Below are 13,992 nucleotides of genomic sequence, written 5' to 3'. Positions count from 1 at the left end.
GCGCTACGCTTATTTGATCCTGAAGAAAAAGCGAAGCGTAGAATCCTGTTTAATCTTATCAATCTTGGCTAATCCTGGTTCAGATTTACTGCTACTTGCCGCTGTTCGCCCAGTCCTTCGATGCCAAGCTCGACTACGTCGCCGGGTTTGAGGTAGCGCGGGGGCTTCAGACCGAGACCCACGCCCGCCGGGGTGCCGGTTGAGATGACATCGCCGGGGAGCAGGGTCATAAACTGACTGATATAGCTCACGAGGGTCGGCACATTGAAAATCATATCGTCGGTGTTGGAATCCTGTAGGCGTTCGCCGTTCACGTTCAGCCACAAATGCAGCGAGTTGGGATTCGGCACGTCATCTGTCGTGACCAAATACGGACCGATGGGTGCGTAGGTATCGGCACTTTTGCCCTTCATCCACTGCCCTCCCCGTTCGAGTTGCCACGCCCGCTCCGAGTAGTCGTTATGCACGGCGTAACCGGCCACATAGTCCATCGCGTCGTCTAATTCTACGTAGGTGGCCCGCTTGCCAATGATAACGGCCAACTCAACCTCCCAGTCGGTTTTTTCGGAACGTTTGGGAATAATCAGGTTGTCGTTGGGGCCGCAGATAGCCGTAGTCGCCTTGAAAAACATGATTGGCTCGGCGGGGCTGGCCGCGCCTGTTTCGGCAGCGTGTTTGGCGTAGTTCAGGCCAACACACACAATTTTCGATGGGCGTTTGATGCACGGCCCAAAGCGGGCGTCGGCGGGTATGGCAGGGCAAGTGGGAGCGTGGGCTTCGAGCCAGTGCGTGAGCCGCTGAAGACCGTTACTGGCAAAGAACGATTCATCAAAATCTTCGCCAAAGTGAGTAACGTCGATGTGTTGACCGTTGGCGAGCAGAACGCCGGGCTGTTCGTGGCCGTCGGGACCGAAACGAAATAATTTCATGGATGGAAAATTCAGGCTTTGTCAGTAAAGAAGGCGATGCGGTTGGTCTAACCATACGGCCCAAATTTCGGCAGAAGCAACCCTAAAAACTTACCAATAATTTTATCTACCGTTCATAGTACTATTGTCTGATTACGATACCTTTAGTTCCTATTAGACAAGTAGTTTACGATAACCTTTAACCGATATGCCTTATGAAAACGACTACAAGTTTACTATTGTGCCTCTTTCTATTTATCATCTTTTCCGGCATAACTACCTTCACCTTCGGTCAGTCACCCACGCCATTAGCTGCCAACGGCAGACTGAAACTGACTGGGGTTCAGTTGACCAACGAAACGGGACAGGCCGTTCAACTACGGGGTATGAGTTCGCACGGCCTGCACTGGTTCGACCAATGCTTTACGCAGGCATCAGTGCAGGCGTTGGCCCGCGATTGGGGAGCCGACGTATTTCGGGCCGCTCTGTATGTCGATGAGGGCGGCTACCTTAGCAACCCAACCGGGCTAACGGCCAAAATGAATCAGCTTGTTGGCTGGACAGCGCAGGCTGGTATGTACTGCATCATTGACTGGCACATACTGAACCCTGGCAACCCTAACGACCGTCTGCCGCAAGCCATCGACTTTTTTCGCACAATGGCCCAGACCCACGCGGGCAAAAAGCACGTCATCTACGAAATCTGCAACGAACCCAATGGCGTTGACTGGAACACCATCAAACAATACGCCGATCAGGTGATTCCGGTAATTCGACAGTATGATTCCGAAGCCATTATTCTGGTCGGTACGCCACAATGGGGCCAGAAACCGCAGGACGTACTCAACAATCCGCTCACCGGAGCCAATGCCTACAACGTGATGTACACGTTTCACTTCTACGCCACCTCGCACTTTTTTCAGGACGACGTAGATAATGTTTCCAACCGGATTCCGATGTTTTGCAGCGAATGGGGCACCCCCGACTATTCGGGCAATGGCAGTGTGAATTACCAGAATGCGCAAGCATGGCTTACGCTGATGGCAGGTCAAAATCGGGGTGGTCAGAAGATTAGCTGGACCAATTGGAATTTCGCCGACAAAGCCGAAACGTCCTCCGCGCTGAATCCGGGCTCATGCAACAATCAGCAGTGGAACAACACCAGCCCGTCGGGCACGTGGGTGAAAGACAAAATTCTGAACCCCGCCGATAGCTGGGCAGGTGCCACCCCTCCGCCCCCCGCCAACCAGCCGCCGACCGTTGCGCTGACGACCCCGACCAACAATGCTACCTTTACCGCACCGGCCAGCATCAACCTGACAGCCACTGCCACCGACGCAGATGGTACGATCAGCAAAGTCGAATTTTTCAGCGGCAGCACAAAAGTGGGCGAAAGCAGTTCGTCGCCTTACAGCTTTAACTGGACTAACGTAGCAGCCGGAACGTACACCCTTGCCGCCAAAGCTATCGACAACGCCGGAGTCACAACCACCTCAGCGCAGGTGAGCATTCGGGTGAACAATCCACCCACTCAGCCGCCGACTCCGCCAACCAGTGCGACGGGCGAGATTTTAGGGGCCAACTGCGCGTCGGTAAACGCCGTATTGTCGTTTACGCTCAACCCGGTCAACATGCCCAACGCTACGGCCTTTTCGTGGTGGGCCAACGGCTCGACGCAGCGCATCACGCCTGGTTCGGCGGGGCAGGTGAGCGTCAATTTCGGGCCGTGGTTTTCGGGCGGGCAGGTTTGTGTAGGCGTAAATTACTCGGCGGCACCCTGGTACAAACAATTCTGCAAAAACGTGAGCCGATGTGGATCGGGAGCGCGGGTGGCCGCATCGGTTGAAGAGGCCGAAGACCTTGTTTTTCCAAACCCCTCGGCAGATTGTTTTACGTTCATTGCCAAACGCGCCATTCAGGGTGTGAGCGTAACCGATGCGATGGGCCGCGAACGCATCCGACTCGGAGCCGTGCCTGTTGGTCAAACGGTTTCGTTTGGTAATGGGCTAAATGCCGGCACATACCTGTTGCACCTGCGTTACGACGCCCAAACCCGACGCACGGTAAAACTGGTAAAAGCGGGCCAGTAGCCACCATCCACAACAGAACAGAACCCCGGCTGATTCGATAAAAACAGCCGGGGTTTTACATTCTCGCGGAAGCTATATTTGCCGAACAACACGCCCCGCCCCTGGGAACATGCCCTTATGCCAACTGCCAACATCCTGAACCTCTTCGATCAAACCATTAGCTACGGTACCCTAACGCTTGGAAATGGGCGCATTGCCCGCATTGACCGGTACGGTCCCGAAAAGCCCGGCGAACCCTATATTCTACCCGGCTTCGTTGATGCCCACGTTCATGTTGAAAGCTCGCTGCTGACGCCCCCGCAGTTTGCGCGGCTGGCAGTGGTGCATGGCACCGTAGCAACCGTGTCGGACCCGCACGAGATTGGCAACGTGCTGGGAGTGCCGGGGGTGGAGTACATGATTCGGGAAGCAAACCGAGTACCGTTTAAGTTTATGTTTGGTGCGCCCTCGTGCGTACCGGCCACTACGTTTGAAACTGCCGGGGCCACCATCAGCGTCCGCGACGTGCGGAAACTGCTGGCAACGAAAGAAATCGGCTATCTGGCTGAAATGATGAACTTTCCGGGCGTGTTGCACGACGACCCCGACGTGCTGGCAAAAATCACGCTGGCCCAGGCGTTCAACAAACCCATCGACGGTCATGCACCTGGCCTGATGGGCAACGACGCCCAACGCTACATCGACGCGGGCATGAGTACCGACCACGAATGTTTTACCTACGAAGAAGGATTAGACAAAGCCCGGCGCGGGATGCATATTTTGATTCGTGAAGGTAGCGCGGCCCGCAACTTCGATGCGCTCATTCCGCTATTGGCCGAGTTTCCGGCGCAGATTATGTTCTGCTCCGACGACAAGCACCCCGACACGCTTGCCGAAGGCCATATCAATCAATTGGTGGTCCGTGCCCTTGCTGCGGAGCATTCGCTCTGGAACACCCTGCGGGCGGCCTGCCTGAATCCCGTTTTGCATTACCGTATGCCCGTTGGGCTGCTCCGCGAAGGCGACCCTGCCGATTTTATTATGGTTGATGACCTGCGCGATTTTCGGGTTCGGCAAACAGTAATCAATGGCGAAGTTGTAGCAGAAAATGGCACCTCCCTCCTGCCCGACCTCCGCAGCGAACACGTCAATCAGTTCAATTGTTCGCCAAAACGGGTCGAAGAATTTGCTTTAGCCAGTTCCGGTGAGGGGAAAATCCGCGTCATCGAAGCTCTTGATGGGCAGCTTATCACCAACGAACTGCACCTCGAACCCAGGATTGAAAACGGCCTGATTGTGCCCGACGTTGAGCGCGATATTCTGAAAATTACCGTTGTAAATCGCTACGCCGACGCTAAGCCAGCCATTGGCTTCATCAAAAACTTTGGCCTAAAGCAGGGAGCCATTGCCTCTTCAGTCGGGCACGATTCGCACAACATCACTGCCGTTGGCTGCGACGACGAGAGCATCTGTCGCGCCGTCAACGCCGTGACCGACGCGCGGGGCGGGCTGGTGGCTACTTATGGCTCATCGCTTCTCACTCATCACTTGCTTCCGCTTCCGGTGGCGGGTCTGATGACCGACACTGACGGATACGAAATTTCGCGTCGTTATGCCGCGCTTGACCGGTTTGTAAAAGATGAGCTGGGCAGTACCCTGTCGGCCCCGTTCATGACCCTTTCATTCATGGCATTGCTGGTGATACCAAGCCTTAAACTGAGCGATATGGGCATATTTGACGGAAAACTATTCAATTTTACCCCACTTCAAGTTCGATAAAAAATTTTACGCCTTCGCCGTTTTAAATTCAATTTAATATCAATATGTTTACACAACTCAATCACGTCTCCAACCCCTTACGACCCACTCATGGCCCGCTCAAAAACAAAAACCGGCCCCGACGATGAAACCCTCTGGAATCAATTTCGCGCCGGTGATGAGAACGCGTTTGCCCGGCTTTATCAAAACTACGTTAACACCCTCTACCATTACTGCGCTCACTTCGCCACCGACCGGGCGTTAATTAAAGACTGTATTCACGACCTCTTCGTTGAACTCTGGAAACACCGCACCACCATTGGCCCTACCACCTCCGTGCGGTTCTACCTGATGGCCTCCATCAAACGTAAATTAGTCCGACACCTGACTGCCGAACAGAAATTAGTCAGTCAGGACGATATGACCAACGGACGGCGGCTGGGCGATACGCTCCCCGGTGCCGACCCCTCGCACGAAAACCGGATGATTGCCCACGAGGAAGACTCGTATATGAATAGCTGCCTGCATCAGGCCCTCGAAAAGCTCCCCCGCCGTCAGCGCGAAGCCGTTCACCTTCGGTATTTCCAGAACATGAGCAACGAGGAAATTTCGGCCCTTATGCAAATCAACATTCAATCGGTATACAACCTGATTTTTGGGGCCATGAGCAACCTCAAACGCTACGTTACCTCCGAAACAATCTCCCTTTGAACCTTCTTCTCGATTAATTGGCGGCTTTTTAGTCGTATGTTGAAACGTACAAGTGCTATTCCTAAACCATACCAAACCCGGTAACTACGCAGTGGTTGCCGGGTTATTTTTTTGACGGCTCCATCCGTGTTTTCGCAGGTAGTAACTTTGGGAATGACTACCGACTCAACGCCCCTGCCCGAACGGGTTCGGCCCCGAACGCTCGACCAAATTATTGGACAACGTAAACTGATTGGCCCCAATGGTGCCCTACGTCGGGCTATCGAAGCCGGACGGCTACCATCTATGATTTTGTGGGGTCCACCCGGTGTGGGCAAAACTACCCTTGCCCTGTTGCTGGCCGAAGTCGTAAAACGACCTTTCATTGCGCTCAGTGCCATTAACGCAGGCGTTAAAGAAATACGCGACGTGATAAGCCGTCCTGGCGGCACAGCCATGCCGGGTATGTTTCCACCCGTCGTATTCATTGACGAAATTCATCGCTTCAACAAGAGTCAGCAAGACGCCCTGCTGGGAGCCGTTGAGCGCGGGCAGATTACGCTGATCGGAGCCACCACCGAAAACCCGTCGTTTGAGGTCAACTCAGCCCTGTTGTCGCGAACGCAGGTCTACATTCTCGAACCGCTCAGTCGCGACGAACTGATTCAGGTAGTTGACCGGGCCATTAAACAGGACGCTTTTCTCCAGTCGAAGTCGATTACAGTCGAGTCATACGACGCGCTCCTGCGGCTGTCGGGGGGCGATGGCCGGAAGTTGCTGAATTTGCTGGAATTGGTTGCGTCGGCACACGTGCTGGCCGAACCGCTGGCGATTACAGATGAACTGGTGACGAATGTGGCGCAACAGAACATTGCCCGCTACGATAAATCGGGCGAACAGCACTACGACATCATTTCAGCCTTTATCAAGTCGTTGCGCGGCTCCGACCCGAACGCGGCTTTATACTGGATGGCGCGGATGATTATTGCGGGCGAAGACCCGGTTTTCATCGCCCGCCGAATGCTGATTCTGGCCTCGGAAGACATTGGCAATGCCAACCCAACGGCTATGATTATGGCGTCGGAAGCGGTGCAGGCTATCAAAGCCATCGGCATGCCCGAAGGCCGGATTATTTTAAGTCAGGTAGCCGTGTATTTAGCTACCTCACCAAAAAGCAACGCCAGTTACGTTGCCATTGACGATGCCATTGCACTGGCCGAAAAAACGGCGCACCTGCCCGTTCCGCTGCATCTGCGAAATGCCCCCACGAAGTTGATGAAACAACTCGGCTATGGAAACGAGTATCTGTACGCTCATGCACACGAAGGCAATTTTGTACAGCAAAATTTTCTACCCGACGATCTTCAGGGCCACAAACTCTACGAACCCGGCCACAACGCCCGCGAAGCCGAAATCCGGCGCAGCCTGCAAAAATGGTGGGGCGAGTGGTATGGGTATTGACATCTTCTGAGGAGAGTTATCTTTACAGAATGCTATTACCATTTGCCGAACGGGCATACATTAATGACCAAAAATTAATAGGCTATTGCCTGTCCGAGACGCATATTTCCGGCAAGCACAAAGCCCGTGTTTTTAAAGCTTCGTTACATCTAACGAGCGATGATTATCTGATACTGAAAGATGCTATTTTGACAGCCGTACTGCTGAATGATGCGCATGCGGCAGGACAAAATAATCAGGGCGAATTATACACGGTAGACTTCATTCTGAAGCACAAAAACCGGGTGGCACCAATCAGAACGGCTTGGATTGTTCGTTTTGGGGAATCGTTCCCGCGATTAGTTAGTTGTTATGTTAACAAGTAAGCATGGACATGAACACACTCCATTTGTTAGATGCAGTTGTTTTGATCACAGACTCACTGCCAGATAAGCTTAGGAAAGGTAGTTTGGGTACTATTGTGGAGGTATTTCCCAACGATGAGTATTTGGTTGAGTTTGCCGATACCAATGGTATTCCCTATGCAATGCCCGTGGTAAATGTTTCGCAACTGATGAAAGTGTATCAGGAACCAGTGACTGCATAAATCCGGCGCAGCCTGCAAAAATGGTGGGGCGAGTGGTATGGGTATTGAGCATAGTAGTAGCCTGCTGTTAAACTATTTCAGGCAGGGCGAGTTTTCTGTTCAGCAACTTACCAACAACGTTATGCAACATTTCACCACCCTCACTGAGGCTATGGAAGCCCTTCGCGAACGCGGCTATACCGCCGAGTTTTCACCCCGTCAGGATTATCTGCAACTAACTGGCGACGACCATACCAAACTCCGTAGCGAAGAGTTTATGGTAGACGAATTTCATCGGTTTGAAGGCACGTCGGACCCCGGCGACGAGATGACGCTCTATGCCATCACAGCTTCTAATGGTATCAAAGGCGTGTTTGTGTCGGCGCAGGGAACGTATGCCAACGAAGTGACCCCTGAACTCATGGCGAAGTTTAACGTGGGCGAGCGACCAACGGTCAATACCGAGGGGTCAGTGCAGCCAATTGAGCCGTTTGGGGCTAACCAATAAGCATTTTAGTCACATTTGCAAGAAAAAGAAGCCGGAAGACTACCATTTTTCCGGTTTTTTTATTACCTTTGCGGCCTTTAGCAAAATTGCGTCCGTCGTTATCGTATCAATCCATCATGAAGTTATCCGAATTTAAGTTTGATTTGCCCGAAAGTCTCATTGCCAAATACCCGGTTGAGCGGGGTGAAGGTCGGTTGATGGTTGTTCATCGGAAAACGAAGACCATTGAACACAAGAAGTTTTCGGATATCCTGAGCTATTTCGATGATGGCGACGTGATGGTAATTAATAATACGAAGGTGTTTCAGGCCCGGCTTTATGGTAACAAAGAGAAAACCGGTGCCAAAATCGAAGTATTTCTGCTGCGCGAACTGAATCGCGAAATGAAACTGTGGGACGTGCTGGTTGACCCGGCCCGTAAAATTCGCGTAGGTAATAAACTCTATTTCGGCGACAGCGATCTGGTAGCCGAAGTTATTGATAACACCACCTCGCGGGGCCGCACCATCCGGTTTCTGTTCGATGGCAATCACGAAGAATTTATGAAAGCGGTTGATGAATTGGGCGAAACCCCGATTCCACGCGAAATTCAGCGCGACGTTGAAAACGCCGACCGCGATCACTACCAAACCGTTTTCGCGCAGCACGTCGGTGCGGTGGCGGCTCCAACGGCGGGTCTGCACTTCACCAAAGCAATGATGAAGCGCATGGAAATCAAGGGCGTACACTTTGCCCCCATCACACTGCACGTGGGCTTGGGTACGTTCCGGCAGGTTGACGTTGAAGACCTGACCAAGCACAAGACCGATTCGGAAAACTACCGGATAGGCCCCGAAGCCGCTGATATTGTCAATACCGCCCTCGACGCAGGCAGACGTGTATGTGCCGTGGGAACAACTTCGTTAAAAGCTATCGAATCGTCGGTATCGGCCAATAGCCGGTTAAAACCCGTTGAAGGCTGGACCGATAAGTTCATTTTTCCGCCTTATGAATTTAAAATCGCTAATTCGTTATTGACGAGCCTGCACCTGCCCGAATCGATCCTGATTATGATGACGAGCGCGTTCGGCGGACATGAGCTTATCAAACACGCTTACGAAGTAGCCATTAAAGAAAAATACCGCTTCTTCAGCTACGGCGACGCGATGCTGATTCTATAGTGAAAAATTTTGCCATTATTGTAGCCGGGGGAAGCGGAAGCAGGATGAAAGCCGACGTGCCGAAGCAGTTCCTACTGCTGCGCGGTAAGCCCATTCTGCAACATACCCTCGAACGGTTTCTGGCCGTTCTGCCCCCCGAGAACATCATCCTGGTGCTGCCCGCCCGCGACCGTTCCATCTGGACGTCGCTGTGTGAGCAGCACCATTTTTTTGCGCCTATCCAGACCGTCGATGGGGGTGCGTCGCGGTTTCAGTCGGTTCGTAACGGGTTGAGTGCCATTCCCGCCGATGCCGAATTAGTGGCTGTTCACGATGGGGTTCGGCCTTATGTTTCGCCCGATATTATTCTGCATAGTTTCGAGACAGCCGCCCGCGTTGGTTCGGCGGTGACGTGTGTATCGGCCAAAGATTCGGTGCGCATTCTCAATCCCGACAACACCAGTCAGGCCATTGACCGGGCTATGGTGCGGCTCGTGCAAACGCCCCAAACGTTCCGGCTCGACTGGTTTCGGCAAGCCTTCCAAGCCGACGAGCAGCCCCACTTCACCGACTGCGCCAGCGTACTGGAACACGCCGGTTTCCCCATCACGCTCATCGAGGGCAGTTACGAAAACATCAAAATTACGACGCCTGAGGATCTTTGAACCATCTGAACCAGGATTAGCCAGGATTTGCAAGATTAAACGGGATTTAGGCCGCTGCGCTATTATCCGGGAAATGCTGCAGAGTTATTTCCTCACCACGTTCCGAATCCCGCCCCCCGGAATCGTCGTGTAACGTGGAATCACGTGAATGCTCGCGTGGGGAAATTTCTGCCCCGCAGCAACGCCGATGTTCAGCCCGACGTTGAAGCCGTCCGGCGCGAACCGTTCCTGTAAAATTTCCTGCACTTTATTGACCACCTGCCAGCACTCGTTTTGTTCCGACAACGGTAAATCGAAGAAGTTGGCAACGTGCCTTTTGGGTGTGATAAGTGCGTGACCTTTGCTGACGGGGTAGCTATCCAGTACGACATATGTCAGGCTTGTTTCAGTCAGTAATTTCAGCCTGGATTTGGGTGAGCAAAACGGGCATTTGCTCGTCTCGGCAGCGAGTTGGTTAATGTGCTGATACTGATAAAATTCTGTGTTTTCGTTTCGGTAAATAGACGTAAACGGCAATTGCACATTGCACTGGTAAACCGGCTTGCCGTATAGCTGGTGCGTTCGGAAACCATCGCGGGTAATATCGCGCCGAACGGCGAAGTAAGCCCGGCCTGTGGGTTTGAGCAGACGCGAAACGTTCATCAGCACATCCGTCTGCTCATCTGGGAACAAGACGTTGAGAACATAGAAACAAACAATGGTGTCGAACGATTGGGCAGGCAGTTCCGGGAAATAATGCGGGTCGTAGCCGTGAGTTTCGTAGCCTTTGGCTTGCAGAAAACGCACGTCCTGACCGAATCCACATCCGTAGTCAAGTATGCGCCCACTCAGGAGCTTACGCTCGTGAAGCATTCGGATAGGCAAGGAAGGCGTATCGCGTTGCTTGGCCGTGAGGTAGCTGTAGGGGTTTTGTGGGTTCAAGATTTATAAATGAATGGATAAGAAAACCCTAAATTCTGGGCGGTCTGGAGTTGTGGTAAAACAGCACGTTCCAGCCGTTCAAGAAACCATGTAAACGGTTGTTGCTGAATACTTCTCAGACTCTGCCCGAAAAGCAAGGAATAGTCCTCTAACAACTTATCATGGCCGTTTTGAGCATGAAACTGGAAGCCTGCAAACTGCTGCTGAGTGTAGGCATGAAAGTACAAATCGACGGAAGGCAACCAGTCATTTTTGGCTGAGTTAACTGCTCTTGGTGTCGGAATAATGTTCCAAAGCTGGTCGTGCGCCACAAACGACCACGGCAGAAAATGGTCTAAACTTAGATTAGCCGTTGTGATCGTTTGGCCGGAGTAAACGCAGGTCAAAGCTGGGTTTGCTTTCAGGTATTCTTTCCAGAACGTGTTGGCTGTGTTCAGCACCCGGACGCCCGGTTTCTCTAATTTTTCGGTCAGGCCAATAACGTTGGGGTTATTTTTTTGCAGAAAACGCACCAGATGCCAGAGCGTAAAGCCGCGTAGAATAGCCTGATGCTGTTGCAAATACACAACCCAATTATTATTCAGTTCAATGTCGCTACCCACGAAACGATAGGGTACTTTGGTGGTTTGACCAGCCAGTTCCACAATGCGCTTGTTTACCTGGTCGTCGGGCAAACCGCGTGTCTCCTGAGCAAAAAAAGGCCGGACAAACCGGTATGGAACCCACCGCAACAACGCGCTTACTTTCCGGTGAAGTTGTTCAGCGTCAACTGGTGATAAACGGGTATTCAATTGGTCGAACAGATGAGGAGCCGTGGGGCCGTTGTCGACAGTAATACGTTCAGAAACAAAGTCAGCAATGGGCTTGAAACCATCCTGTTTACCAAATGACAGTTTGAAATAATCGAGCGGATACCAGACATTAGCAACCATCCGTAAGGATAAATCCCTCATTGAGAACCGCGTTTGGCCGGTTTCACGCAGGCTGTCAAGAATAGCCAGTAGCCAGTAGAATTTATAAGAATTGGTTGTATCAGAGAAAACAGATGATAATCTCCCAACATCTAAACCGTCGCTTTCCGGGAGTTGCATCATCTTAGCCTTTCTTCAGCCACAAACTACGGCACTGGAACGATTCGTGGCCGGAAAAAGACAGTTTACGGGGTTCAAAAGCGAGCATTAGGAAATAGTTTTTTACCCAAATCTACGCAGTTTTGGGGCGTTTCCCTCGCGTAGAGACGCAAGATTTTGCGTCTCCTCATGCGCCAGCCATTTCATACGTGTATTTCCAATCTGAAAATCAACGGAGTGCAACTCAATAGACCGACGCAGGGAGAGACGTAGAAACGGCTGACACGAGGGGGCTAACGCAGAAACGGCTGACGCGTTATGGCTGGCGCGAGAAGAGACGCAAAAAAGGCTGACGCGAGAAGAGACGCAAGATTTTGCGTCTCTACGTGTGGGTTCACATATATTGCCCTTCCGCGTTTTCGGCATCGTTGGCCCAATTGGCGGGGTTTTGCTGAATGTACCAGCGAATTCGATTTAGTTCGTCCTCATTGCGAACTACCCGGTCATAATACCGGGGTTGCCAGCCAAATTCGAGCTGGTTTTCTATAGCGAACCGCGTTACACCAACTTTATAGCCGCGCAGGATTGATGCCAGATTTCGGCTTTGGGGGCCAAAAACGTTCGGATGCCACTCCTCGTAACCGGGTTTATTTATACAAAGCAATCCGTGCATATGATTCGGCATTATCTGGAAACCATCCAGCGCGACAAATGGGAAATGGTCAGGGATGGCTAACCAACACGCAATGGCCTGCTGTCCGAGCAATGTGGGTTGTAGCGCAAACTCCCCATCTGTTTCTTCAATCGACCCGAAATATGGAATGCGATTTTTAGTGCAGATTGTGATAAAATACATCCCGTTTGAGCCGTAATCATAATCGGCCAATCGCGCCGAATCAATCCGGTATTTGTCTCGGTAGTGCGTTATTTTCATAATACGGTGGTTTTGTCATACAATCGTAGAGACGCAAGATTTTGCGTCTCCTCTCGCGCCAGCCTTTTTTGCGTCTCCTCTCGCGCCAGCCATAACGCGTCAGCCATTTCTGCGTCAGCCCCCTCGCGTCAGCCGTTAGACGTAATTAGCCAGCCAAATTCACACCTGAGATGCAAAAATCTTGCGGCATGCCAAGTAACCGCGCCGAACTTCTACGGCTGAGACGCGATTTTTATACCTGAGACACAATTCCTACCCCAGAGACGCAAAATCTTGCGTCTCTACGTATTTTGCAGCCGATGCGACAACGTTTTTCACCCGACTACTATATCAACGGTATCCTGACCGGCGACCGGCTGATTTTGAGCCGGGCTATTACACTTGTGGAAAGCAGCCGACCCGACGATCAGGCTCTGGCGCAACAGGTGCTGGAGGGTGTGCTGCCGCATACGGGCGGGTCGGTGCGCGTAGGTATTACGGGTGTGCCCGGCGTGGGAAAAAGCACGTTCATTGAAGCGTTCGGCACTTACCTGACCAACGTGGGGCATCGGTTGGCGGTACTGGCGGTTGACCCCAGTAGCCAACGGTCGGGCGGGAGTTTACTGGGCGATAAGACGCGGATGGAAACGCTGTCTACCAATCCGAACGCCTACATCCGGCCCAGTCCGGCAAGTGGCGCACTGGGGGGAGTGGCACATCGAACGCGCGAAACCATGCTTCTTTGCGAAGCCGCCGGGTTCGATGTGATTCTGGTTGAAACCGTTGGTGTGGGGCAGTCAGAGACGGTCGTACACGGTATGGTCGATTTTTTTCTGCTACTAATGCTGGCCGGTGCGGGCGACGAGTTGCAGGGTATGAAACGCGGTATCATGGAACTGGCCGATGCGCTTTGTATCACCAAAGCCGACGGCGATAATGTCGCCAATGCCGATCGCGCCCGCGTTGAGTACCAGAACGCGCTACACCTGTTTCCGCCCACCGATACGGGCTGGTTTCCGCCCGTGCTGACGGGTTCGGCTCTAACTGGCATGGGCGTGGCTGACGTATGGCAAACCATTCAGGAACATCAAACGCTGACCGCACAAAACGGCCATCGTACTCAACGACGTCAACAGCAACAACTTAGCTGGTTTAAAGGCCTGTTACAACAACGCCTGAGTCAAAATTTTTATGCCCGACCCGGCATCGCCGACCGTCTGACTGCTCTGGAAGAGCAAATTAAAAACGGTACAATGTTGCCAAGTCAGGCGGTCGATACGCTGTTCACTGCAATCGTTCCGTAAGCGGCTGATTGCGCGTCCCGG

Annotated in this window: 14 protein-coding genes; 10 read left to right on the top strand and 4 right to left on the bottom strand. The window is 52.4% G+C overall.

The window, feature by feature from the left end:
* Nucleotides 1-68 precede the first annotated feature (68 nt).
* A complete protein-coding gene (locus tag AWR27_RS01250) occupies nucleotides 69-929 on the bottom strand; it encodes a fumarylacetoacetate hydrolase family protein (RefSeq protein ID WP_077129518.1) in 861 nt (286 codons plus the stop codon).
* Between the two features lie 194 nt (nucleotides 930-1,123).
* On the opposite strand from AWR27_RS01250, the gene AWR27_RS01245 reads away from it, so the two are divergent.
* The 9 genes from AWR27_RS01245 to AWR27_RS01205 all read left to right on the top strand — a co-directional run bounded on the left by AWR27_RS01245 (nucleotide 1,124) and on the right by AWR27_RS01205 (nucleotide 9,763).
* On the top strand, nucleotides 1,124-2,998 hold the full coding sequence (locus AWR27_RS01245; RefSeq protein WP_077129517.1) for a cellulase family glycosylhydrolase: 1,875 nt from the start codon (nucleotides 1,124-1,126) through the stop codon (nucleotides 2,996-2,998).
* 117 nt (nucleotides 2,999-3,115) lie between these two features.
* Nucleotides 3,116-4,756: an adenine deaminase gene (gene ade / locus AWR27_RS01240; protein WP_077129516.1), complete on the top strand. Its 1,641-nt coding sequence runs from the start codon at nucleotides 3,116-3,118 to the stop codon at nucleotides 4,754-4,756.
* Nucleotides 4,757-4,846: 90 nt separating this feature from the next.
* Entirely contained in the window at nucleotides 4,847-5,446 is a 600-nt protein-coding gene (locus tag AWR27_RS01235; protein ID WP_077129515.1) for an RNA polymerase sigma factor, read from the top strand.
* Between the two features lie 153 nt (nucleotides 5,447-5,599).
* Nucleotides 5,600-6,886, top strand: coding sequence for a replication-associated recombination protein A (locus AWR27_RS01230; protein WP_077133724.1), 1,287 nt, complete (start codon nucleotides 5,600-5,602; stop codon nucleotides 6,884-6,886).
* A gap of 29 nt (nucleotides 6,887-6,915) precedes the next feature.
* Entirely contained in the window at nucleotides 6,916-7,251 is a 336-nt protein-coding gene (locus tag AWR27_RS01225) for a DUF6883 domain-containing protein (RefSeq protein WP_077129514.1), read from the top strand.
* Nucleotides 7,252-7,259: 8 nt separating this feature from the next.
* The gene (locus AWR27_RS01220; RefSeq protein WP_077133723.1) at nucleotides 7,260-7,472 is read left to right on the top strand and encodes a DUF4926 domain-containing protein; all 213 of its coding nucleotides are present in this window, start codon (nucleotides 7,260-7,262) and stop codon (nucleotides 7,470-7,472) included.
* Between the two features lie 121 nt (nucleotides 7,473-7,593).
* Complete coding sequence (locus tag AWR27_RS01215) at nucleotides 7,594-7,959, top strand: hypothetical protein (protein ID WP_077133722.1); 366 nt, start codon at nucleotides 7,594-7,596, stop codon at nucleotides 7,957-7,959.
* A 116-nt stretch (nucleotides 7,960-8,075) separates the two neighbouring features.
* Nucleotides 8,076-9,119 carry a tRNA preQ1(34) S-adenosylmethionine ribosyltransferase-isomerase QueA gene (queA, locus tag AWR27_RS01210; RefSeq protein WP_077129513.1) on the top strand — a complete coding sequence of 348 codons (1,044 nt, stop codon included), beginning with the start codon at nucleotides 8,076-8,078 and terminating at the stop codon, nucleotides 9,117-9,119.
* On the top strand, nucleotides 9,119-9,763 hold the full coding sequence (locus AWR27_RS01205) for a 2-C-methyl-D-erythritol 4-phosphate cytidylyltransferase (protein WP_077129512.1): 645 nt from the start codon (nucleotides 9,119-9,121) through the stop codon (nucleotides 9,761-9,763). Before queA ends, AWR27_RS01205 begins: the two co-directional genes overlap by 1 nt.
* A gap of 84 nt (nucleotides 9,764-9,847) precedes the next feature.
* On the opposite strand, the gene AWR27_RS01200 is transcribed toward AWR27_RS01205, so the two are convergent.
* The 3 genes from AWR27_RS01200 to AWR27_RS01190 form a co-directional block, all read right to left on the bottom strand.
* On the bottom strand, nucleotides 9,848-10,684 hold the full coding sequence (locus AWR27_RS01200) for an HIT family protein (protein WP_232325941.1): 837 nt from the start codon (nucleotides 10,682-10,684) through the stop codon (nucleotides 9,848-9,850).
* Entirely contained in the window at nucleotides 10,681-11,637 is a 957-nt protein-coding gene (locus AWR27_RS01195; RefSeq protein WP_232325940.1) for an HNH endonuclease domain-containing protein, read from the bottom strand. The genes AWR27_RS01200 and AWR27_RS01195 overlap by 4 nt, the downstream gene beginning before the upstream one ends.
* A gap of 511 nt (nucleotides 11,638-12,148) precedes the next feature.
* Nucleotides 12,149-12,688 (bottom strand): transposase, encoded by a 540-nt coding sequence (locus AWR27_RS01190; protein WP_077129510.1) that lies wholly within the window; start codon nucleotides 12,686-12,688, stop codon nucleotides 12,149-12,151.
* 299 nt (nucleotides 12,689-12,987) lie between these two features.
* On the opposite strand from AWR27_RS01190, the gene meaB reads away from it, so the two are divergent.
* Nucleotides 12,988-13,971: a methylmalonyl Co-A mutase-associated GTPase MeaB gene (gene meaB, locus AWR27_RS01185; protein WP_077129509.1), complete on the top strand. Its 984-nt coding sequence runs from the start codon at nucleotides 12,988-12,990 to the stop codon at nucleotides 13,969-13,971.
* The last annotated feature ends 21 nt before the right edge of the window (nucleotides 13,972-13,992 follow it).

The organism is Spirosoma montaniterrae (assembly GCF_001988955.1).
GTDB classification, from domain to species: domain Bacteria; phylum Bacteroidota; class Bacteroidia; order Cytophagales; family Spirosomataceae; genus Spirosoma; species Spirosoma montaniterrae.
The sequence above is the reverse complement of the archived record's forward strand: the minus strand, read 5'-3'. Positions and strand labels throughout refer to the sequence as shown.

What these genes read in the sequence shown, in the direction of transcription:
- AWR27_RS01250 (WP_077129518.1), bottom strand. Translation starts at nt 929, where the DNA reads ATGAAATTATTTCGTTTCGGTCCCGACGGCCACGAACAGCCCGGCGTT.
- AWR27_RS01245 (WP_077129517.1), top strand. Translation starts at nt 1,124, where the DNA reads ATGAAAACGACTACAAGTTTACTATTGTGCCTCTTTCTATTTATCATC.
- ade (WP_077129516.1), top strand. Translation starts at nt 3,116, where the DNA reads ATGCCAACTGCCAACATCCTGAACCTCTTCGATCAAACCATTAGCTAC.
- AWR27_RS01235 (WP_077129515.1), top strand. Translation starts at nt 4,847, where the DNA reads ATGGCCCGCTCAAAAACAAAAACCGGCCCCGACGATGAAACCCTCTGG.
- AWR27_RS01230 (WP_077133724.1), top strand. Translation starts at nt 5,600, where the DNA reads ATGACTACCGACTCAACGCCCCTGCCCGAACGGGTTCGGCCCCGAACG.
- AWR27_RS01225 (WP_077129514.1), top strand. Translation starts at nt 6,916, where the DNA reads ATGCTATTACCATTTGCCGAACGGGCATACATTAATGACCAAAAATTA.
- AWR27_RS01220 (WP_077133723.1), top strand. Translation starts at nt 7,260, where the DNA reads ATGAACACACTCCATTTGTTAGATGCAGTTGTTTTGATCACAGACTCA.
- AWR27_RS01215 (WP_077133722.1), top strand. Translation starts at nt 7,594, where the DNA reads ATGCAACATTTCACCACCCTCACTGAGGCTATGGAAGCCCTTCGCGAA.
- queA (WP_077129513.1), top strand. Translation starts at nt 8,076, where the DNA reads ATGAAGTTATCCGAATTTAAGTTTGATTTGCCCGAAAGTCTCATTGCC.
- AWR27_RS01195 (WP_232325940.1), bottom strand. Translation starts at nt 11,637, where the DNA reads ATGAGGGATTTATCCTTACGGATGGTTGCTAATGTCTGGTATCCGCTC.
- AWR27_RS01190 (WP_077129510.1), bottom strand. Translation starts at nt 12,688, where the DNA reads ATGAAAATAACGCACTACCGAGACAAATACCGGATTGATTCGGCGCGA.
- meaB (WP_077129509.1), top strand. Translation starts at nt 12,988, where the DNA reads ATGCGACAACGTTTTTCACCCGACTACTATATCAACGGTATCCTGACC.